The following is a 19,890-nucleotide window of genomic DNA, read 5'->3' as shown; positions in this document are numbered from 1 at the left end:
GAATTACGCAACAAAGCCACGAATACTCGAAATGAGTTGTTCTTTAACCGGACTTATTGTGCGGGATGAACCTGAGGGAAGCTCATGGTTGGGTGTTTTTCTACGATGCTTCTGTAACCATAGACATCCTCAATCATCGTAGGCTTGAGTGCTTCCCAAGGGCTGCCATCGCAAACCAAGTTACCGTCTTTTAATACCACCAATCGGTCGGAGTATTGAGCGGCTAGGTTTAAGTCATGTAACACCACGATAACGGCGGCGTTGTGGTTGTCGGCTAACTCTCTCGCGATTTTCAAGGTGTTGTGCTGGTGGGCGAGATCCAGTGCTGACGTTGGCTCATCGAGCATCAAGATGCATTGGTCGCCAGAATAATGAAGCTGAGTTAGTACTCGCGCCAAGTGAACACGTTGTTTTTCACCGCCAGATAGCGAAGGGTAGAGCCTTTCACTTAAGTGTGTCACATCAGCAACATCCATTTTTTGACTCGCGATGTTAGTGAGGTTCTTGTTGGACTCTTGTAGAGGAATACCACCAAGCTCGACAACTTCATGTGCCAAAAACGGGAAGGTTAAAGTGCTGTGCTGAGGTAGCATCGCCAAGTGCTTTGCCAGCTTTTGAGAAGGCCACTTATCTTTGGTGTGTCCAAAATATTGGATATCACCCTTGCTCGAAATCTCTTGGCATAACGCTTTAAGCAGAGTGCTTTTCCCTGCGCCATTTGGTCCGAGCAGTGTGGTTACCTTTCCTGCTTCAATCTCAATAGAAACACCATCTAATATCACTTTACTACCGAACTTCACTTCGATGTCGGTCGCTTTTAACGCTGAAGGAAACATTAAAGGATTCTCCCTTTCTGTTGAAATAGTAGATACAAGAAGAATGGAGCACCGATGATTGCAGTGACAATACCTACTGGTAGCTCTGCAGGTGCAAGTACCACGCGTGAGAACATGTCTGCAGCGGTTAATAGTAATGCGCCTAGCACCGCTGATAGTGGTAAGAGAATTCGGTGATCTGGGCCAGCCAACATGCGACCCAAATGAGGGATAACAAGACCGATGAAGCCGATCATGCCAGATAGGCTAACCGTGACGCCAACGCCTGCAGCAGTAAGTAGAATCAACCTTCGCTTTAGCTTCTGTACTGGGATACCAAGATGCTGCGCTTCTGATTCGCCCAGTAACAGGGCATTCAGTGACATTGCTTGACGGTAGAAGACAATAAATAGTGCGCCGAGAGTGACTGCCGCAAGCAAAATACCTGACCATTTCGCGCCCGCTAATGAACCCATTGACCACAATGAAAGATCACGCAGCATTTGGTCATCAGCAATGAAGTTCAAGAAGCCAATACCTGCGCCTGATAGTGCGCTGATCGCCACACCTGCTAACAACATAATGGTGACTGAAGTACCGAATTTGCCAGTACCTAGCTTATAAACCAGCAGCGTGGTTAAGGCTCCGCCTAAAAAGGCAAATATAGGCACTGCTGCAAAGTTCATAAAAGCGGGGTATTGCAGTGAAAGCTCAGAGAAAAGTACGATGGCTAATGCGGCACCCAATGAGGCTCCGGCAGACACGCCGATGATTCCTGGTTCGGCAAGTGGATTTCGAAACAAGCCCTGCATGACCGCGCCACACAAAGCGAGAATCGCGCCGATTAGCATGCACAATATCGTTCGGGGTAAGCGAATTTCTTGGATCACCAAGTTGATGTGAGGTGCTAAGTCATTGTTTGGTTGGAGTAGGCTGGCTGCGCTGTCAGCCAAGCTAATGTTCATTGGCCCAACTGTGATCGAGTACAGCGCGACGAAGACTAGGGTAGCGCCTAAGCCTAACATCGATGTTTTCAGTGGGACGGATCGTAGCAACATAAAGGGCCTCAATGTCTATCATCCGCTTCAATCCTAACCACCAGCTCTGCGAAAAGCGAGGCGGTGAGGAGTATTGAGCAAGCAACAGTAAAAATAGGGTAGTTGGGTTATAGCGGGTAGATAAGTTATAACGGATAGATAAGTGCGTTTAATCGCTTCGCTTCTGAAAGGCTTTCAAGACCAAGTCCGCCGACTAAAGCGCTGCCCTTTACGGTAATGATTTGCTTGTTCATACCTGCTGGTGTCGCCGCTAACATAGGTAACGATTTAAGAATGGCATCAGCGCCGCCCATTTTCTGGTAGCTACGGCCGCTCACTAAGATGACATCAGGTTGCATTTCAACGAGTGATTCCATCGACAGTGGCTTGTAAGACGTCAGGCTTTTAGCCGCAGGGTTTACGCCGCCAGCCAGTTCAATGATCGCGTTCGGTGATGTTTCACCGCCAGCAACGTTCGCAGGACGACCTTCATGCAGCAATAGGAACAAAACTTTCTTCGCTTCGTCATTGGGTACTTGGTTTGCTTTTAGTGCCGCAATCTTCTTATTTACTTCTGCTTTAACTTGCTGTGAGTGATCTTCGGTATGGGTGATCTTTGCGATTTGGTCGATACGCTTTAACAGCCCTTCAACGTTCGCTTCGGTGTTTACGATCTCGACATCTATGCCCACAGATTTCAATTGAGAAATCGCGTTGTCTGGCCCCATCTCATCTGAGCCGATGAGCGTGGTTGGTTCTAAGGCAATCAAGCCTTCCGCAGACAAGTTTCTGTGGTAACCAATCTTCGGCAGATTCTCTGATTGAGGGAAGTGGCTGGTCACATCAATTGCGACTAACTGCTCTTCAGCGCCTAATGCCAATACCAATTCAGTAACGGCACTGCCTGCACTTATGATTCGAGGTTGTTCAGCGTCGTTGGCCATTGCTGCTGGCGCAGTCAGTACCAAGCTCAATGCTGCTACTGAAAGGATATGTCTCTTGGTCTTTAATTTATTGAGCACTTTTAAGTTGTTCATAATCATTTCTTTATATTATCTATTTGTTTCGCGAAGATTCTCAGTGAGCAGTCCGTTCGCATTGTGAGTTCGAATCTATAGAGAGGTTTAGGTCTGGTTATTTGGTCTTAGTAACTAGAACTTAACCTCATGAAAATAGAGAGTTGTTCTAGCCATCTTCGGTGAGCAATTGGGTTGCGGGTATTCCATTCTCTTGAAGGAACGACAGCAGCTTCACTAGGTTCTCAACGTTGGCTGCTTTATCTGCGCCAATGATGATCGGCTTTTTATCCGCTGAACCTGTCTCTTCGAGTAAGGCAATTTTGAAGTTTTCCCAGTCGATGTACTCTCTGCCGTTAATCGCCCAGTAAGGTTCGTGGTCTAAAATATTGACGCTAATCGAATCTTTATGAACTTCAGAAACATTCTTAACATCAGAGCTTGGAAGCTCTACCTCTAAAGATTCCAACTTCACTGAAGCGGTAAGCAGCAGGAAAACCATCACGATAAAAATGATGTCGAGCAGCGGCGTTAAATCTGGCGCTAAACTTTGTGTTTGAGATGAGTGAGGCGTTTTGATCATGCTTGACTCACATCACCAACAGCGACTTTATTGACTGATGAGTCTTTAGTCTCGTCAGAGTGATTGGTTTGAATCGACATACCTTCTAGCCACACATTGACGTAGTTCAGAGTATGTTCTAACTGAGCCAGCACTCGGTCGGCCCATAGCCCGAGTAGTTGAGCACCTGAGATTGCAGGAAGCGCAATCATCAAACCTGCAGCTGTGGTTCTCATTGCTAAGCCTAATCCATCTGCTAGATCGTTCGGTGTAATGCTGCCTGTTGTAGCTGCAACCCCTTTGAACATCTCGATAAGTCCAAGTACCGTACCAAGCAGTCCGATCAGTGGACTGATCACGCCGATCAAACCAAGCAGCCTCAATCCGGCATGAAGCTGGTGGCGTTTTTCTTGTAGCCAGATCCCAGCTGCATCTTCACGCAGTCCTTTTGAGAAAGAGTGGTGAGCCAGCAACATCGATACGCCTTTGTACAGTAGCGGTCGTTTACCAGAAATAGATTGTGCTAATGCTTCGATCTCTTTGCTGTTGGTTGGTGAGATCTGGTTGAGCTCGCGACGAATGGCGCGTTTGCCAACACCAATGCTCAACATCACTTGGAAGACACGTTCAGCGATGATCATTGCTGTTAATGCAGAACAGATGAGAAGAGGCCAAGTCATTAAGCCAAGTTGATCTTGTAAGTAACTGATTTGTTGCATGATTAATCCAACCTAAAACGAACAGGTATTTGTACACGGTGAGCAATCGCTCGACCGTTGACAGTGTGAGGTGAGAATTTCCATTGTTTAATGGCGTCTAAAGCGGCGTTGTCGAGCATTAGTGCGCCTGATGAATTTACTAATGCTTGTTTAATTTGTTTGCCTTCAGCGTCTAACCAGACTTCATAAGTTGCGACACCTTCAACGCCACGACGTCTAGCTTGGCGTGGGTAATTTGGTGGTGTAGGGCGTGAAGAAAAAGAGGGCTTAGTGACTAATACGGGCTCTTGGTTTGATACGCCTTGGTTTACTTCCTGAGGTTGATTGGCAGACTCGTCCATATTCTTATCGACTTTCTTGTCGGCCAGCTTTTCTGGTTGAGGCGTTGGTTTGGACTTTGGTTCTGGGCGTTCTTTCTTAACGACCTTTTTCTCTGTTACCGGTTTCTTTTGGATCGGTTTTTTTTCAACAACCTTTTTCTCTACTTTTTTGGGTTGAGGCTTATTGGTGATCGCTTTTTTCTTCGGTGTCGGTTTGGCTTGCTTTGGTTCGACTGCCTTGGGTTCGACAGGTTTAGGTTCTGCTTGTGAAACGGTTTCTTTGATTGGCTCTGGTTCAACCGGTTCTGTGATGGTTTTTTGTTGAGCTTGAGAAGGCGTGCTCTTAGGCGTGAAGTTGATCGATACCGTGTTCGATTGGCTACCTGCAGGCATCGCGAATACTTTGGATTCTTGAGCGACAAACAATAGCGCTGCATGAATCACTAACGATGCACCGCCTGCAATAACATATCTAGGAACGTTCACTTTCAATCCTTTACTAAATCTAAAATCTGTACCGGATTATTGCTCAGAATCTAAATAAGATCAATTATCAATTGCATTATCATTTGCGTCTATTTATGATTCTCTCAGTTTTAGCGAATAGTCTTCCAGACTTTGCTATGTAAGTGTTTAGAGAGATTATATGAGTCTTGATATTTATAAATTTGACGAATCAATTCTGGGTGTTTCTAGCCCAGATCCGCTTCGTTTTGCGTTTGCGAAAAAGCATTCTGCACATGCCGGAGGAAGTTCAATTCCGGTCGTCCCGAGCAAGAAGTTGGAGCTCTTTGATGAACTGATGCTAAGCGAAGGGAAGAAACAGGATAAGCGTTGCTTGTATATCCATATTCCTTTCTGTCGTGTGCGTTGCACGTTCTGTAACTTTTTCCAAAATGCCGCGAGCCGTAAATTAGTCGATGAATACTTCGATGCATTGATGGTTGAGTTGAAGCAAAAAGCCAAAACCCCTTGGGCTCAGTCTGGATTATTTCATGCCGTCTACATTGGTGGTGGAACACCTACTGATTTGTCACCCCAACAAGTCGAGCAGTTAGGCAAGGCTATTCGCCAATATTTCCCACTGGCAAACGATGTGGAAATGACCTTAGAAGGGCGCATCAATCGCTTTGGCGACCAAATGTTTGATAGCGCGCTTGAGGGTGGTTTCAATCGATTCTCATTCGGTATTCAAAGTTTCAACACTCAAGTTCGACGCAGCGCCAAGCGCTTAGATGACCGAGAAGTTGTGTTGGAACGTATCAGTGCTTTGAGCCGTACCGAGCAAGCTCCCATCGTTCTGGATTTGCTATATGGATTGCCATACCAGTCTATGGAAGTGTTCCAACAAGATTTAGAAGACTACATGTCTACTGGTGCACACGGTATTGACCTCTACCAACTGATTGTTGGGGGTAATGCACCTATGCTTAATCTCGTTGAGAAAGGAAAAATCCCACCACCGGCGAATACGCCAGATAAAGCGAGCATGTATTTGGCGGGTGTCGAGTTCATGGCAAAAAATAAGGTCAAGCAACTGAGCGTGAATCACTGGACTCGTGACAACAGAGAACGCAGCATTTACAACAGCTTAGCAAAAACTTATGCCGAAGTTCTGCCGATTGGTTGTGGTGCTGGTGGCAACATTGGTGGTCATGGTGTGATGCAACATCGAACTTTAGATAGCTACATGGAGTCTATAAAGCAAGGTCAATTGCCAATAGCCATGATGACGAAGCAAAGTTCACTAGAGCCAACCTTCTCTTCATTGAAGGCCGGTTTTGATTCTGGTGTTGTTAGAAGAAGTACGTTACCGACCTTTATGGGACAAGACACGTTCGATTATCTGAAGCCTCTGTTTTCGCATTGGGAAAAGAACGGTTTGGTTGAGCTTTCAGAGGATTACTTGAGTCTGACTATTGCTGGCAGCTTCTGGGCAGTAAGCCTGGCTCAGAGTGTGATTCAAGTGCTTAACGCTGAATATCAAGCTATGCACCCAGCACCGAAAGCGTCAGGTTCGGGCGTTCACCCGCATGCAAGTTTGAAGCACGCTTAACATCGAATTTTTAGTTTATAACTTACGTAAATTACTCGTTTATACGGAAACATATTCAATGACAGATACAACATTAGAAATGACAGAAACTCTAGAACAACGTGTCGCACGCATTCTAGAAGAAGAACCAAAACTGCTTCCTACTGCGATTGCTGAGAAGCTAGGCGTTTCAGAGGTTGAAGTAGTCGCTGCTTTTCCAAACGACATAGCGGTGATGTTAGATGGCAGCCGTGCCCAAGAGATTCTAGAAGGTTTGGTTGGTTGGGGCCCAATGACCACAATCATGCATTCATTCGGTTCAATCTTTGAAGTAAAAGCACCGTTCCCTAAAGGTAAAGTCGCGCGTGGCTACTACAACCTGATGGGCAAAGAAGGCGAACTTCATGGCCACCTGAAACTCGACAACGTCAAACACGTTGGCTTGGTGAGTAAGGCGTTCATGGGTCGTGAAAGTCATTACTTCGGTTTCTTCAGTGAAACGGGCGAGAACATTTTTAAGATCTACCTAGGCCGCAATGAAAAGCGTGAGCTGATTGCCGACCAAGTTGAACGCTTCAAAGCACTACAACAACAAGCTTAAGCACAATTAACGGCAAGCTTAAATTAGGTTGCTAACTCGCTTAAACAAGACATGAATGCTCGAGGATCGTTTAGCTCGCTAATGATCGCTCAACCTCGAGCAAAAATAATAAATCAGAGAAAGTGAAGAAAGGAATTACCCATGGAACAGCAAGTAAAACAAGAACGTCTACAAGGTCGCCTAGGTCCAGAAATTAAAGAGTTTCGCCAAGAGCGCCGTACCCTTCAACTTGCAACGGTTGATGAAGAAGGTCGCCCAAACGTAAGTTACGCACCTTTCGTTCAGAACCAAGAAGGTTACTTTGTTCTAATTTCTGATATTGCTCGTCATGCTCGTAACTTGAAAGCAAACCCTCAAGTGTCTTTGATGATGATTGAAGACGAAGAGAGCTCAAAGCAGCTTTACGCACGTAAGCGTTTGACGTTTGATGCTCAAGCAAGTGTTGTAGAGCGTGAGACGGTACTTTGGACTCAAGTGATTGGACAGATGCAAGAGCGTTTTGGCGAAATCATTGATGGTTTGAGCCAGCTTCAAGATTTCTCTCTATTCAACCTTAAAGCAGAGAATGGTCTATTTGTGAAGGGCTTTGGTCAAGCATACCAAGTGTCTGGTGATGATCTGGTGGATTTCGTTCACCTGCAAGAAGGCCACAAAAAAGTATCTAACGAGTAATCTCGTTTAACTGGTTATTTAAGAAGCCCTCCAATGTGAGGGCTTTTTTACGTCTAACAATCGTCGTTGGCGCGTCGGAGAGCTTTGTAAATGTAAATACATAGAGCGTTGTAAACACGCGTGACGTCGATGTGAGAAAAAGCAGACTAAATCAAAGAGTTTGGTATATTGGCGTCTGATTAATATTTATGTGTAAGGATCGGTACGTGAAACCAGTAAGTCGAGATTGGGACGAGTTCTGCTACCCGTTTATTTATGAAGACAGCCCTATCTGTGATTTTGAGATTCTGTCGGACGAACTTTGCTGCCGAGTTGGATTGGTGCTGTCTTTGGAGTTGGAACCACAAGTTCGCGAGATCTTGCAACGCCTGCAGCCGAACATCTACCATTTGAATGGTTCCGTGCGTGGGAAGTTAGCGATCACTGAATCGGAATTGGTCGAGCTTAAGCAAGATTACCACTGTGTTCGTGAGCAGCTAGAAGGTGGTTTCAAAGGGTTTGTTTTACCCGGCGGACATCGAGTGTCCAGTGAGCTTCACTTATGTCGCTGTCAGGCTAAAAAAGTCGTGCGAGCATTGGTGAGTATTGAGCATCATGAAAGCAAGAAGTCACCGGATCCGATTCTTTTTAAATACGCTAACTTAGTCGCGAACACACTGTATGCATTGGCGTCTTTCACTAATCATGTCAATGAGGTGGAGGAAGTGGAATTCGTGAGTAAGAGCTATTCGATGCCAAAGAAATCTTAAGGCAGAGCTCTACACTGATTCATCTCTAATACTCAAGAAGCTAAGAAGCTAAGAAGCTAAGAAGTTAAGAAGTTAAAGAAGCTAAACCATTAAGCATGATGCTGGTTCAGCTTCTAAAACAGAGCCTAAGCAGCGGTAGAGGCTTCGTTTAAGACTTTTGCACCACGTAGCATTGCTTCGATTAACTCGCCCGCATTGAACTTCTCAAGCGCTTCATGTGCACCTACCTGATTAGCACGGTCAACACAGATTTCACTCGATAGTGAGGTATGTAAAATACAGTAAGCATGACTCAGTGCGCTGTCGTTCTGTACTTCAAATGCTAGCTCATAACCATCCAGTCCCGGCATCTCAATATCACTCACTAGAAGATCAATCGCATTGCCTACGCTAGCTTGGCGTCGCATCAGGTCAATCGCATCTAAGCCGTTATTACAAATGCTGTAAGGGATGTTGATGCTGTCTAAGGCATCAGATAGTTGCTTACGCGCAATCAAAGAATCATCCACTAATAAGATGTTCAGCGCTTTGAGGCGTTCCCTTTCGACATCAGTCAGCATTGGAATATGCGCGTTTTCATAAGCAGGGTAGATCTTAGAAAGCAGAAGCTCCACGTCGAGCATTTGCACGATTCGATCTTCAAAACGAGTAATACCAGTCACAAATACATTGCGACCCACGCTCGCGGGTGGCGATTCAATGCTTTTCCAGTCACACTCAATGATTTTATCGATCGAACGAACCAAGAATGCCACGACTGTTCTTAAACAATCGGTCACGATGAGCACGCAATCATTGTATTCAGCAGGTGTGATCGGACGAAAGCCAATCGCTGCAGACATATCAATCACTGGAACCGTAAGATCACGGATGGTGACTGTGCCAATCACATGGTGATGAGAGTAGGGGATCTGAGTCATCGGCTGGAAAGGGACGATTTCTCTGACCTTAAGCGTGCCAATCGCAAAACTTTGAGTTAGGGATAACTTGAACATCAACATTCCCTGTGACTGACTCGCTTTACTTATCGGTTTGGCCATAAGTGGCTCCTGATTTACTGCACGCTAATTTATAAAGATCAATTTAAAGGGAAACGAGAGCGGCGGCAAGTAACTATGCGGTTTTTAGGGTCTTTAAGGCAGTTGTTTTCGGTTATAGAGTGAAGAATGGCGGTTCTTGGGTTAAAATCACGCTAAATACTCGCTGTCGATGGTAAGTCGACAAGCAGACAGCAACAAACTGAGAATTATCATGGCAAGAACAGCAGCAGCGCTTCATATTCTGGTGAAGCATAAAGAACTAGCAGAAGACATCATGGCGCAGCTTAAAAAAGGCGCTAAATTTCAAACGCTAGCGAAGAAACACTCAACCTGTCCATCGGGTAAAAAGGGCGGCGATCTAGGCGAGTTCAAGAAAGGCCAAATGGTGCCTCAGTTTGATAAGATTTGTTTCTCTGGCGAGACGCTTGTACCACATCTTGTAAAAACAAAATTCGGTTGGCACGTGGTGAAGGTTCTTTACAGAACTTAGTCATAAATATGTGTTAGATTGAATAATAGGAGCGTATATACGCTCCTTTTTTGTGACTTTTTTGCGCATTTTAAAGCACAATGGCTGAGTGTTCATCCCAGACGTTATGCGATAATTGGCGCTACGCCCTCAACCATCCGCCGTGACTAATTGGCGGGAGGAGGAGGGGTTTTAATGAGTAACTCATATAATAAATACCATTCTTAAGGAAATTTATGCAGCTTTGCCTTTTAGCCTTTGTCTTTATCTAGAAAGCTGTAAACGAGTTTGGTAGGAGAACAACATGGAGAGTTCAGCTATGTTAAGCAACCCAGCGACAGATGTTATATTGCATGCTTTTGACTGGTGCTACGCTGACGTAATGAAGAACGCCCCACTGATCCAAGAGTTGGGTTATAAGTCGGTTTTAGTTTCACCAGCGATGAAATCGCTACGCGGCCCTAAAGGTTGCGACCGAGATTCTGGCACCCAATGGTGGCAACGTTATCAACCCCAAGATTACCGTGTGATCGACAATCAGCTTGGTGACACGCAAGATTTCACTGCGATGGTGAATACGTTAAAGCAACACGGGCTTCGTACCTATGTAGACGTCGTGTTCAACCATATGGCTAACGAATCGGGTATCCGTGGCGATTTAACGTACCCCAATCAACAAGACATGACGTCTTACCAACAAGATTCAGAGTATTACCAATCCATACGCTTGTTTGGTGATCTTTCTAAACCTTTATTTGATGAAAACGACTTTGTGGAAGCGTTTGGTATCAAAAACTGGAAAGACACTTGGGAAGTGCAAAACGGACGTATTACTGGTGGAGCCAGCGATCCTGGCTTGCCAACGCTGCTAGACAACGACAATGTGGTCGCGCAGCAGAGAGCTTACCTAAAAGCCTTGAAAAAGATTGGTGTCAAAGGTTTCCGCATTGATGCAGCAAAACACATGACATTGTCACATCTGCGTAAGGTGTGGACCGATGATATCTGCGAAGAAATGCATATCTTTGGCGAGATCATTACTGATGGCGGAGCGACGGAAGAAGAGTATGAGTTGTTCCTTGAGCCATACCTCAAACACACTCGCTTAGGCGCTTATGATTTCCCGCTGTTCAATACCATCTTCAAAGCCTTTGAAGAGCAGGGCAGCTTTAAGTCTTTGATCAATCCGTACTGTTTTGGTCAGGCGCTATCGAACATGCGAGCCATCACGTTTGCTGTGACTCATGATATTCCAAACAACGAGGTGTTTTTGGAACATGTGATGGATGAAGTGGACGAGCGATTGGCTCATGCTTTCATTCTGGGTCGAGACGGCGGTGTGCCGCTTGTTTACAGTGAATTGAGCACCAGTGGTATTCTGGATCAGAATGGCGAGCCTCGATGGCTTAACGACTGGCAAGCGCCTTACATGAAAAACATGATTCAATTCCATAATCATGTTCATGGCGAAGCAATGCGTGTGGTTGAAGCGAATGATGACTTGTTGGTATTTGTCCGTGGCGACAAAGGTATTGTGGTGATTAACAAATCGAAACGAAGCAAAACAGCCTCATTAAATTGGACTGGCGCAGTGACCGATTTGTTGTCTGGTGATACGTTCGAATGTGTTGGCAAGGACTTAACTATTAAGGTTGAACCTAACCAGTGCATGATGTTGACTACGAATGAATTGAAACCAGTCACGAGTTAACTCGGATAGGCTAGAAAGAGAAGCCCCGCTTACTATCAATCAGTAAGCGGGGCTTTTTATTTGAAGCTATTTATTGGTTACTAAGCGGAGCGTTAGTTAAACTGGCAGGCGATTAAACCGTGAACTTGTTCAATAGTTCATCCTGTGCACGAACATTATCTGTTTGAACCTGCATTGCTGTGTTTGCTTCTTGCGCTGCGTTTGATACTTGTGTTGAAAGGTCTTTGATCTTAACAGTGTTGTTGTTGATCTCTTCCGCTACCAAGCTCTGTTCTTCTGCTGCCGAAGCAATCTGAATGTTCATATCAGAGATACGCTGAATCGCGTCGCGGATGCGGTCGAGTGAAGAGTTCGCTTGCTGCGCACGTTCAACGGCGTCAGTAGCTGTGTCTTTACTTTGGTTCATCGCGTTAGATACTGAGCTTGCGCCAGCTTGAAGTTGCTCGATCATGTTGCGGATTTCAGTTGTCGACTCTTGAGTACGTTGCGCTAGAGTACGAACTTCGTCGGCTACGACTGCGAAACCGCGACCTGATTCACCCGCACGCGCGGCTTCAATCGCTGCGTTCAATGCCAGTAGGTTCGTTTGGTCTGCAATATCGTTGATTACCTTAAGAATCGTCTCGATGTTTGCAGTGGCTGATTCAAGTACTTGTACTTCTGCAACGGCTTGGTCGATACGAGCTGATAGGTTATCAATCGCTTGCGTGGTGTCACTTACGACTGAAGTACCGTCTAGCGTTGCTTCGTCAGCTTCACGAGCTGCTGCAGCCGCGCCTTGAGCGTTGTTTGCGACTTCTGTTGCAGTCACTGCCATTTCGTTCATTGCGGTTGCTAGCTGTTCTAGTTCTTGCAGCTGCGTGTTCATCGCATTTGCTGACTCGCCTGCGCCTTTCACCGTGATTTCTGTACCACGCTTAATCTCAACACCAATCGCTTTCGATTGAATGATCTGATTTTGCAGGTTTTCGGTGAAGGTGTTGAAGCCTTTCGCTAGGTCAGAGAACTCTTTGTCTGTATTAGTATCTAGACGCTTAGTTAGGTCACCTTGTCCGCTCGCCACATCTTGAATCGCTTGGTTAAGCGCATCCAATGGACGCATCAGTACGCGGATAAGAACTGTTAGAGCAACGACACTAAGAATTACAGCAAGCAAAGAGTAGATCATTGAGCTGTTTTTCAAGTCTTCGACCGTTTGGTAAGCGATCTCTTCATCTAGGATTGCGCCGATGTACCAATCTTCACTTGGGATGTGTGTGAAGTTAACGAGGAACATTTTGCCGTCAACTTCAATCTCTTGAGAGCCTTCACGAATAGTCGCTTGAGGCATGTAGCTTGAAAGCGTTTCACCGTTGTTTTTAGCATTCGGGTGAGCAATCGTTGTGCCGTCGGCAGTGACTAGGAATAGGTAGCCAGCATCGAACAAGTTCACTTGGTTGACTAAGGTCGCAAGGTTCGTCAATTCCAGGTCGTAGAACATACCTGCAGTGAAGCGGCCATTGTCTTTAACTGGCGTACCCACTGAGATGATGACTTTCTTACTTGATGCATCCACATAAGGAGCGGTAACCACTAAACTGTTTTTGGATTTAGCATCAATGTACCAAGGGCGGATTCGTGGGTCGTAATCTGGACCTGCTTCCCAACCGTCATCATTCTCAATGACGAAACCGTTTGCTTCATAACCAAAACCAACCGCTAGGAAGCTGTTTTTAAGCTTTGGTTTTTCTAGGATTTCTTTTACGTAAGTGCGATCTTGAGGGTTAATCTCGATGACTTCAGTAGTCGATTGAGCCAACGCTTTCTTGGCGTTCATTTCTGATACGACTGTATTTTTCACGCCAGAGACCATCTCTTTTAGGCTCGCATTGACGTGGTTTTCTACAGCACTTCTTACGGTGTAAAGTTGTTGTATTGAAAGCAATGATACTGTCACTAGCAGCAAGGCTGATGATGCAGCAACCACCTTATGGCTAAATTTCATTGAGTGTTCCCCTTCTCACAGGCTTTGCGAAGTCTAAAGTTAATCGTGTTTTTCTAATTATATATATCGACGAGATTGAAATTTACTTGAATGTAATTTCACAAAATAGACTACAAAAATACAACAACCTAAACAATACAAAATTCACTAAATCACATATTTGTTACTTTTAGTATTTGGTTCAATGAGTTGAAGATACACGCGAACCTAGAGGCTACGGGTATTGATAATTTATTAATTAGACGTTTATGTGTGTGGTTTTCTATTAAAAAGCGATGGAGAGGATAAGTGGATATGAAATTAAATGAACTTCCTGTTTTATATATTGAGTGAGTTTTGAGCGGGAAAGTGAATATGTTAAGCGGAAATAAAAAGCCTCATAAAAGTGAGGCTTTATAAATGGGTTCTTTATTTTTTATATCAGTAGAATCTAATTTAGAATATTAGATGAGCTACACCAGCGATAACTGGAAGCGTAATTAGAGTACGCAGAATAAAGATAATAAACAGTTCCAAGATGTTCACTGGAATCTTACTGCCTAGAAGCAGAGCGCCTACTTCAGACATGTAGATCAGCTGAGTTACCGACATTGCTGCAATAACAAAGCGAGTCATCTCGTTGTCGATAGAAGCCGCAAGGATTGCTGGGATAAACATATCCGCAAAACCAACAACAATCGTTTCAGATGCTGCAACTGCTTCTGGAACACCAAGTAGCTCCAGGAATGGAATGAAAGGCTGACCTAGGAATGAGAATACAGAAGTGTATTCCGCAATAACCAGTGCCATCGTACCAAGGCCCATAACAACAGGCAGTACGCCAAATACCATATCCACGGCGTTACGGATGCCTTCAGCAAATACTGATTTAGCAGACTTCACTTGTGATGCTTTGCTTACTGCTAGCTCAAGGCCCCAAGAGAATGTTGAGTGACCCGCAGGGATAGCGTCAGCATCATTGTGAGGCTTGCTGCCATCGATGAAGGTGTCTTTCTTCATGCTTAATGGCGGAAGGCGAGGGATGATTACCGCAGCCACAATACCCGCTAAACAGATTGCTGCGTAGAAAGGCAGGAATAGGTGCTCTAGCTCTACTTGAGCAATAACCACAAGACTGAACGTGATAGATACTGCAGAGAAAGTCGTACCAACAACCGCAGCTTCACGTTGAGTGTAGAATTTCTTTTCGTACTGTTTGCTTGTAAGCAGGATACCAACGCTGCCGTCACCCAACCAAGAAGCCATACAGTCGATAGCACTACGACCTGGCAGGTTGAAGATAGGACGCATTACTTTACTGAGTAAGGTGCCGAACAGTTCTAGCAGACCAAAGTTAAGCAGCAGTGGCAGTAGTAAACCAGCAAAGATAAACACTGAGAACAGTGTTGGAAGTAGGCCTTCTAGCACTAATCCACCAGTGTTTTCTTCCCAGATAAATTCAGGGCCTACTTGGAAGAAAGCCATGAATGCTGCAGCACCACCGATAAGACGCACCAACAACCATAGTGGAGATGGGTTGAAAAGGCCGTTCAAAAATGAGTTTGATGTAATGAATGTAGGCTTGAAAATGGTGCTTAAAACGGAAGCTACAGACATGAAAGCGACGATCGCAGTGATGATAGGGATTAGGTATTCACCGAAAACCGCTTGAATTGACTTGGCTAAGATAGCAACAGGGATGGTGAGATCGCCTTGATAGCTAATTGGCGCCATGAAAAGGAATAAACCAATCAATGATGGGATTAAGAAAACCCAGAAACTGCCTTTAGATTTCTCTGTTGGAGCAGTGTTCGTGTTGTTAGACATGTTATTGTTCTCGAATTTCTACACGTAAAAAAGCCATATCCGTGGCATTTTTATTCATTAAACATCCGTATTTTCTTATCGGATGCAAGATTACCCAGTATTAATATCGCTTGCAATACTATTCATCAAATATCGCTAAGTATTCACACTGGTTATTCTGCAACTCTTTAAAAGTTTAGAATAAAGTGTTGCGGATGTTACGTATTTTGAGGATATATTGCCAGATATTTATAAATTTACTGGAGTATCAGTTCGATAGGTCAGGTAAAGCCAATAGCTAAATGCGATAATGAAAGCGAAAGAAGCAGGAAAAGCCAGCGCTAAAATTTCGAAGCGTTGGAACAAGCACGCACCGGTTAACCCTCCAAACAGAAAGCCCCCGACAATGAACATCAGTAATTTGGCTTTACGTCGATCGAAAGGTGTACCTTTTAAGCGTGCACCAATCATGATGCCAAGATCAGTGATGATCCCGCTCATGTGTGTGGTACGAATGATTGCACCGCTGTAGGTCGTTATCATCGCATTCTGCAGGCCACATGCGGCTGAAGCGAAATATTGGCCTGACGTATACCCTTGCAGCAATGTCCCAAGCGCTAAAAACAGTAGCCCACCTTCAATACATAAAGCCACACCATAACGACGCCCTAATTTCAGCGCTTGGTTTTCAATAAAGAAACCACTGAAGGCGGCACCGAGCATAAAGCTCATGATAACTAAAAAAAGGTGTATTGAAGCATTAGAAGGGGTCAGTAGGCTGCTTCCCAACAACGACATGGTGCCGGATATATGAGAAATGGCTTGATGTTGGAATCCGAGAAGCCCAATAGCATTAACGCTGCCAGCAAGGCCTGCGAGTAGTAAGGCGCCGTATTCAACCCAGCGAGGCAACTTAGAAATCATGTGGTTTATTCCGGGCTAAATCAGGAGCAAGATTATAACGCTAGCGAAAAGATACGCTAGCGTTGTGAGGCTTTCATATTTGATCTTAGGCAACAGTATTGCAGTTTGTTCTAATGTTGTTTCTATACAAAGATAAAGGTCAGTAATAAGCTAGTTGTAATGGCTCATCTGGTGGTCAAACTTGACCCAACCGTGTTTACGTTCTTCATAGACTGAATAGCTTGGCAATGGGAAGTCTTGTTCTTTAAACAACCCTAGTGGGACGATATAAAAATCGGCGGCGGCAACGGACTGTAAAAGCATGGTGGTGCCACACTTGGGACAAAACTGGTAGGTGACTTCATTGCCTGTATCGCTGATGCGTGAAAAAGAGGTCACTTCTCCGCTTAGCGTCACTTGCTCTATCGGGTACCGAGCCTGAACGCCGAACACACTTCCGGTGCGTTTCTGACATTCATAACAATGGCATACCGAGGTTCGTTGAGGTTCGCCTCTGCATACTAGGTTGACGGCTCCACAGCGGCATTCGCAACTTCTGATATTTCTATCTTTAATATGATTGATATCCATCCATGCTCCACTTCCAGTTAACCCTGTATTGATAATTATACTAAAGCCCTTTATGGTCTGCACAACTGGATGAAAATAAAAGAATATAATTGCTCATGAAAAAGAAAATCTTACCTATACCTCTGATTTTACTGATTCCGATTGTCATGCTAGTCGTTGTGATAGTGGCGGGTATTTATCGCTTTAGCTTAAGTGACGAAGAGATCTTGGCGAAGTTTCCTTCCTCACAAGTCAGTTATGACCCAGTCGTTGAAACTGTTTTTGATTTGAAGACGACCAACCCATGGACAATCAAAGTACCTGAGACCAACGCTTACGCCTTTATCAATGAAGTCGATGAGACAAGAGCAATCGCGTTTGGACGCTATGATTCCGGTGTTGAACGTGGTGTGGCGACAGTAGACACTAAAAATCTGTCAGCGGTGACTTTGGGCAAAGCGAGTTTCTTTGTTGCGCCAATGTCGATATCTAACCAAGGCAGCGGCGTATTCTATTACCTTGGTCTGTTTAAACACGATCAGCAGCGAAGCCGTGTTGTGCTCGTTGACCAGCTTTTACTGGGTGATCGCGTACAAATCCAAACCTTAGATGTGACCCAACCTCCTGAAGATACTCCAAAGAGTAAACTCACAGGAAAAGGTTTTATCGGCTTTACTCAGCATTCTGAGGAACAATCATTCGCAGAAGCACCGTCTGAAAAGGTGTTAATGATCTTTTCTTTTGATACGCAATCAATTGGTAAGCAATAACGTTTTGGTTCGTGTAAGGATCTGTTGTTTATGTGAGCTAAATTACATATTATCCTAGTTAGATGAATGAAATTTAGACACTCCTCAAGGCTGTGTCTGCTTATATTTTTACAAATGGAGCTTGCGAATGATTAACAAACGTTTTTTTAAAACCAAAGATGAAGTGGAAGTGACCTTCGAGCTGGAAGTTCAAGAAGCAAACTCAGTTTCTATTGTTGCTGATTTCCTTGATTGGAAAGCAACCCCAATGAAAAAGTTGGCGAAAGGGAAAGTCTACAAATTCAAAACTCGTCTGCCTAAAGATGGCGAGTTTCAATTTCGTTACCTTGTTGATGACCAAGAGTGGGTGAACGACGCGAATGCTGATCGCTATATCCCCAATGATTTTGGTGGTGATAACTGTTTGGTATCGACGGTTACTGCTTAACCTTAGCGTAGTTGCGTAGTTATTTAATTGCTTATTGCTTAACTGCTGACTCTCGAGACACACGGTTATACAGCCGTATTCAGTGAGGATCTCACTATCAATACAGCTTGTTTATTAATTAGGCGAAGCGGAATAACCTAAATCAATAGAAAGCAGAAACTAGGTGTTTCTGCTTTTTTATTTTCAAATTTAGCGGTTAATTTTATTTGCGATAAAGCGTTTCACATTGACGGTAACTCAATGACTTAGGTGCGAGGAGTAAGATTCGCATCATATTATGACAATGCATTGATGATTTATGCGTTTGAAAAGCATATCCTATGCTTTTATATCGTAGAAAGACCTGTTTACCGTGTATTCAAAAATATTCTCCTCTCCGTTTTCTGAGCTTTCACCTGTAAAAAAAGCAGCTATTTTAGGACTGCCGCTTATTGCAGTCATCGGTGTTGCTTTACAAACTTCTCAATCAGATCTGACAAAAACGATCGATCTGAATTTGCCGGACTCAACCGTTATTGAGTCAATCCTGACACCTTCTGTTGTCATCATTGAGCCGCCGACGTTTGAGTATCAAATTCAAACGGGCGATAACTTGAGTAGCATCTTCACTCAACTTGGGTTTTCATATAAATCGATGATGAGCGTGATGGAAACGGATTTAAACTTCCTCGCGCTAGACACGCTTCGTCCTGGCAACACATTACGTTTCTGGCGTGATGAGGCGACGGGCAATCTGTCCAAGATGGAAATCCAGTTTAGTGTTGCGGATAAAGCGGTTTACCGACTGCTTGATGATGGCACTTACGAATTTGAAGACATTTCTATTCCTGGTGAATGGAAGCAGAAGCCTCTAGTGGGTGATATTCAAGGCAGTTTCTCTATGTCGGCAAACAAAGTCGGCCTGAACAGTCTTGAGATTGATCATATTGTGACTCTTCTTAAAGATAAGCTGAACTTTAGCCGTGACCTGCGTGCTGGCGATCAGTTTGAAGTGCTTCAGAAAGCTCAATTCGTTGATGGTGTTGCAACCGGAAAACGTGAAATTGAAGCGATTAAGATCATCAACCGCAATCGCGTCGTTTCTGCTTATCTTCACACTGATGGTCAATACTATGATGCTGACGGTGATAGCCTACAACGCGCTTTCCAACGTTACCCTGTGAGCAGCAGTTGGCGTCAGAGTTCTCAATTCAACCCTAAACGTTTACACCCTGTGACAGGTCGAATCTCACCCCATAACGGTACAGACTTCGCGACGCCAATTGGCACGCCAGTTCAAGCGACCGGTGATGGTAAAGTGATCATGACTCGTAAACACCCATACGCGGGTAACTACGTGGTGATTCAGCACGGCAGCACTTACAAAACGCGCTACCTGCATTTAAGTAAGATCCTTGTTCGTAAAGGACAAACGGTGTCTCGTGGTCAACGTATTGGCTTATCGGGTAAAACTGGCCGAGTGACGGGAGCGCATTTACACTACGAATTGATCGAACGTGGTCGTCCTGTTAACGCGATGACAGCAAATATTCCGATGGCCGATTCTGTGCCGAAAAAGGAAAAAGCGACATTCGTAGCCGCGAGAGATGAAGCTGATAAGTTACTCAAGAAAGCGTTAGAAGAGCAATCAAACAACAGTTAATTATAGCGAGTCGATATCGCTGATGAGTCTAATCGTTGAATAAGCGAAGAGCTTGGTAGCCTA

The 19,890-nt window shown here is 44.6% G+C and carries 20 protein-coding genes; 9 read left to right on the top strand and 11 right to left on the bottom strand.

What is annotated here, in order from left to right:
* Positions 1-53: 53 nt before the first annotated feature.
* The 6 genes from BCT49_RS16115 to BCT49_RS16090 form a co-directional block, all read right to left on the bottom strand.
* Complete coding sequence (locus BCT49_RS16115) at positions 54-836, bottom strand: heme ABC transporter ATP-binding protein (RefSeq protein ID WP_102436560.1); 783 nt, start codon at positions 834-836, stop codon at positions 54-56.
* On the bottom strand, positions 836-1,873 hold the full coding sequence (locus BCT49_RS16110) for a FecCD family ABC transporter permease (RefSeq protein WP_102295719.1): 1,038 nt from the start codon (positions 1,871-1,873) through the stop codon (positions 836-838). The genes BCT49_RS16115 and BCT49_RS16110 overlap by 1 nt, the downstream gene beginning before the upstream one ends.
* Positions 1,874-1,998: 125 nt before the next feature.
* The gene (locus tag BCT49_RS16105) at positions 1,999-2,889 is read right to left on the bottom strand and encodes a heme/hemin ABC transporter substrate-binding protein (protein WP_102436558.1); all 891 of its coding nucleotides are present in this window, start codon (positions 2,887-2,889) and stop codon (positions 1,999-2,001) included.
* Between the two features lie 148 nt (positions 2,890-3,037).
* A complete protein-coding gene (locus BCT49_RS16100; protein WP_102436556.1) occupies positions 3,038-3,451 on the bottom strand; it encodes an ExbD/TolR family protein in 414 nt (137 codons plus the stop codon).
* Positions 3,448-4,149 (bottom strand): MotA/TolQ/ExbB proton channel family protein, encoded by a 702-nt coding sequence (locus BCT49_RS16095; protein WP_102436554.1) that lies wholly within the window; start codon positions 4,147-4,149, stop codon positions 3,448-3,450. The genes BCT49_RS16100 and BCT49_RS16095 overlap by 4 nt, the downstream gene beginning before the upstream one ends.
* Before the next feature lie 2 nt (positions 4,150-4,151).
* The gene (locus BCT49_RS16090; RefSeq protein WP_102436552.1) at positions 4,152-4,955 is read right to left on the bottom strand and encodes an energy transducer TonB; all 804 of its coding nucleotides are present in this window, start codon (positions 4,953-4,955) and stop codon (positions 4,152-4,154) included.
* A gap of 160 nt (positions 4,956-5,115) precedes the next feature.
* Here BCT49_RS16090 and hutW point away from each other — a divergent pair, with 160 nt between their 5' ends.
* The 4 genes from hutW to BCT49_RS16070 all read left to right on the top strand — a co-directional run bounded on the left by hutW (position 5,116) and on the right by BCT49_RS16070 (position 8,526).
* Positions 5,116-6,525: a heme anaerobic degradation radical SAM methyltransferase ChuW/HutW gene (gene hutW, locus BCT49_RS16085; protein ID WP_102436550.1), complete on the top strand. Its 1,410-nt coding sequence runs from the start codon at positions 5,116-5,118 to the stop codon at positions 6,523-6,525.
* A gap of 58 nt (positions 6,526-6,583) precedes the next feature.
* Positions 6,584-7,105, top strand: coding sequence for a heme utilization cystosolic carrier protein HutX (gene hutX / locus BCT49_RS16080; protein ID WP_102436548.1), 522 nt, complete (start codon positions 6,584-6,586; stop codon positions 7,103-7,105).
* Between the two features lie 141 nt (positions 7,106-7,246).
* Positions 7,247-7,777 (top strand): heme utilization protein HutZ, encoded by a 531-nt coding sequence (gene hutZ, locus BCT49_RS16075; RefSeq protein ID WP_102436546.1) that lies wholly within the window; start codon positions 7,247-7,249, stop codon positions 7,775-7,777.
* 206 nt (positions 7,778-7,983) lie between these two features.
* Positions 7,984-8,526 carry an ATP:cob(I)alamin adenosyltransferase gene (locus tag BCT49_RS16070; protein ID WP_102436544.1) on the top strand — a complete coding sequence of 181 codons (543 nt, stop codon included), beginning with the start codon at positions 7,984-7,986 and terminating at the stop codon, positions 8,524-8,526.
* A 125-nt stretch (positions 8,527-8,651) separates the two neighbouring features.
* Here the strand turns inward: BCT49_RS16070 and BCT49_RS16065 are convergent, their stop codons facing one another.
* Positions 8,652-9,566 (bottom strand): chemotaxis protein, encoded by a 915-nt coding sequence (locus BCT49_RS16065; protein WP_102312667.1) that lies wholly within the window; start codon positions 9,564-9,566, stop codon positions 8,652-8,654.
* A gap of 169 nt (positions 9,567-9,735) precedes the next feature.
* Here BCT49_RS16065 and ppiC point away from each other — a divergent pair, with 169 nt between their 5' ends.
* Positions 9,736-10,056: a peptidylprolyl isomerase PpiC gene (gene ppiC / locus BCT49_RS16060; protein ID WP_102436542.1), complete on the top strand. Its 321-nt coding sequence runs from the start codon at positions 9,736-9,738 to the stop codon at positions 10,054-10,056.
* 283 nt (positions 10,057-10,339) lie between these two features.
* Positions 10,340-11,746: an alpha-amylase family glycosyl hydrolase gene (locus tag BCT49_RS16055; protein WP_102436540.1), complete on the top strand. Its 1,407-nt coding sequence runs from the start codon at positions 10,340-10,342 to the stop codon at positions 11,744-11,746.
* A gap of 112 nt (positions 11,747-11,858) precedes the next feature.
* Here the strand turns inward: BCT49_RS16055 and BCT49_RS16050 are convergent, their stop codons facing one another.
* The 4 genes from BCT49_RS16050 to BCT49_RS16035 all read right to left on the bottom strand — a co-directional run bounded on the left by BCT49_RS16050 (position 11,859) and on the right by BCT49_RS16035 (position 17,072).
* A complete protein-coding gene (locus BCT49_RS16050; protein ID WP_102436538.1) occupies positions 11,859-13,730 on the bottom strand; it encodes a methyl-accepting chemotaxis protein in 1,872 nt (623 codons plus the stop codon).
* 435 nt (positions 13,731-14,165) lie between these two features.
* Positions 14,166-15,536: a YjiH family protein gene (locus BCT49_RS16045; protein WP_102436536.1), complete on the bottom strand. Its 1,371-nt coding sequence runs from the start codon at positions 15,534-15,536 to the stop codon at positions 14,166-14,168.
* A 228-nt stretch (positions 15,537-15,764) separates the two neighbouring features.
* The gene (locus BCT49_RS16040) at positions 15,765-16,439 is read right to left on the bottom strand and encodes a YoaK family protein (protein ID WP_102436534.1); all 675 of its coding nucleotides are present in this window, start codon (positions 16,437-16,439) and stop codon (positions 15,765-15,767) included.
* A 150-nt stretch (positions 16,440-16,589) separates the two neighbouring features.
* Positions 16,590-17,072, bottom strand: coding sequence for a GFA family protein (locus BCT49_RS16035; protein ID WP_198595872.1), 483 nt, complete (start codon positions 17,070-17,072; stop codon positions 16,590-16,592).
* Positions 17,073-17,104: 32 nt separating this feature from the next.
* On the opposite strand from BCT49_RS16035, the gene BCT49_RS16030 reads away from it, so the two are divergent.
* The 3 genes from BCT49_RS16030 to BCT49_RS16020 all read left to right on the top strand — a co-directional run bounded on the left by BCT49_RS16030 (position 17,105) and on the right by BCT49_RS16020 (position 19,827).
* On the top strand, positions 17,105-17,758 hold the full coding sequence (locus BCT49_RS16030; protein ID WP_102436530.1) for a hypothetical protein: 654 nt from the start codon (positions 17,105-17,107) through the stop codon (positions 17,756-17,758).
* 127 nt (positions 17,759-17,885) lie between these two features.
* On the top strand, positions 17,886-18,185 hold the full coding sequence (locus tag BCT49_RS16025) for an isoamylase early set domain-containing protein (RefSeq protein ID WP_102436528.1): 300 nt from the start codon (positions 17,886-17,888) through the stop codon (positions 18,183-18,185).
* Positions 18,186-18,537: 352 nt separating this feature from the next.
* On the top strand, positions 18,538-19,827 hold the full coding sequence (locus tag BCT49_RS16020; protein ID WP_102436526.1) for a peptidoglycan DD-metalloendopeptidase family protein: 1,290 nt from the start codon (positions 18,538-18,540) through the stop codon (positions 19,825-19,827).
* Positions 19,828-19,890 lie beyond the last annotated feature (63 nt).

The organism is Vibrio lentus, from assembly GCF_002875945.1.
GTDB lineage: Bacteria > Pseudomonadota > Gammaproteobacteria > Enterobacterales > Vibrionaceae > Vibrio > Vibrio apostichopi.
The sequence above is the reverse complement of the archived record's forward strand: the minus strand, read 5'-3'. Positions and strand labels throughout refer to the sequence as shown.

Coding starts and splice junctions, on each gene's coding strand:
- BCT49_RS16115 (WP_102436560.1), bottom strand. CDS start 836: ATGTTTCCTTCAGCGTTAAAAGCGACCGACATCGAAGTGAAGTTCGGT.
- BCT49_RS16110 (WP_102295719.1), bottom strand. CDS start 1,873: ATGTTGCTACGATCCGTCCCACTGAAAACATCGATGTTAGGCTTAGGC.
- BCT49_RS16105 (WP_102436558.1), bottom strand. CDS start 2,889: ATGAACAACTTAAAAGTGCTCAATAAATTAAAGACCAAGAGACATATC.
- BCT49_RS16100 (WP_102436556.1), bottom strand. CDS start 3,451: ATGATCAAAACGCCTCACTCATCTCAAACACAAAGTTTAGCGCCAGAT.
- BCT49_RS16095 (WP_102436554.1), bottom strand. CDS start 4,149: ATGCAACAAATCAGTTACTTACAAGATCAACTTGGCTTAATGACTTGG.
- hutW (WP_102436550.1), top strand. CDS start 5,116: ATGAGTCTTGATATTTATAAATTTGACGAATCAATTCTGGGTGTTTCT.
- hutX (WP_102436548.1), top strand. CDS start 6,584: ATGACAGATACAACATTAGAAATGACAGAAACTCTAGAACAACGTGTC.
- hutZ (WP_102436546.1), top strand. CDS start 7,247: ATGGAACAGCAAGTAAAACAAGAACGTCTACAAGGTCGCCTAGGTCCA.
- BCT49_RS16065 (WP_102312667.1), bottom strand. CDS start 9,566: ATGGCCAAACCGATAAGTAAAGCGAGTCAGTCACAGGGAATGTTGATG.
- ppiC (WP_102436542.1), top strand. CDS start 9,736: ATGGTAAGTCGACAAGCAGACAGCAACAAACTGAGAATTATCATGGCA.
- BCT49_RS16055 (WP_102436540.1), top strand. CDS start 10,340: ATGGAGAGTTCAGCTATGTTAAGCAACCCAGCGACAGATGTTATATTG.
- BCT49_RS16050 (WP_102436538.1), bottom strand. CDS start 13,730: ATGAAATTTAGCCATAAGGTGGTTGCTGCATCATCAGCCTTGCTGCTA.
- BCT49_RS16045 (WP_102436536.1), bottom strand. CDS start 15,536: ATGTCTAACAACACGAACACTGCTCCAACAGAGAAATCTAAAGGCAGT.
- BCT49_RS16040 (WP_102436534.1), bottom strand. CDS start 16,439: ATGATTTCTAAGTTGCCTCGCTGGGTTGAATACGGCGCCTTACTACTC.
- BCT49_RS16030 (WP_102436530.1), top strand. CDS start 17,105: ATGAAAAAGAAAATCTTACCTATACCTCTGATTTTACTGATTCCGATT.
- BCT49_RS16025 (WP_102436528.1), top strand. CDS start 17,886: ATGATTAACAAACGTTTTTTTAAAACCAAAGATGAAGTGGAAGTGACC.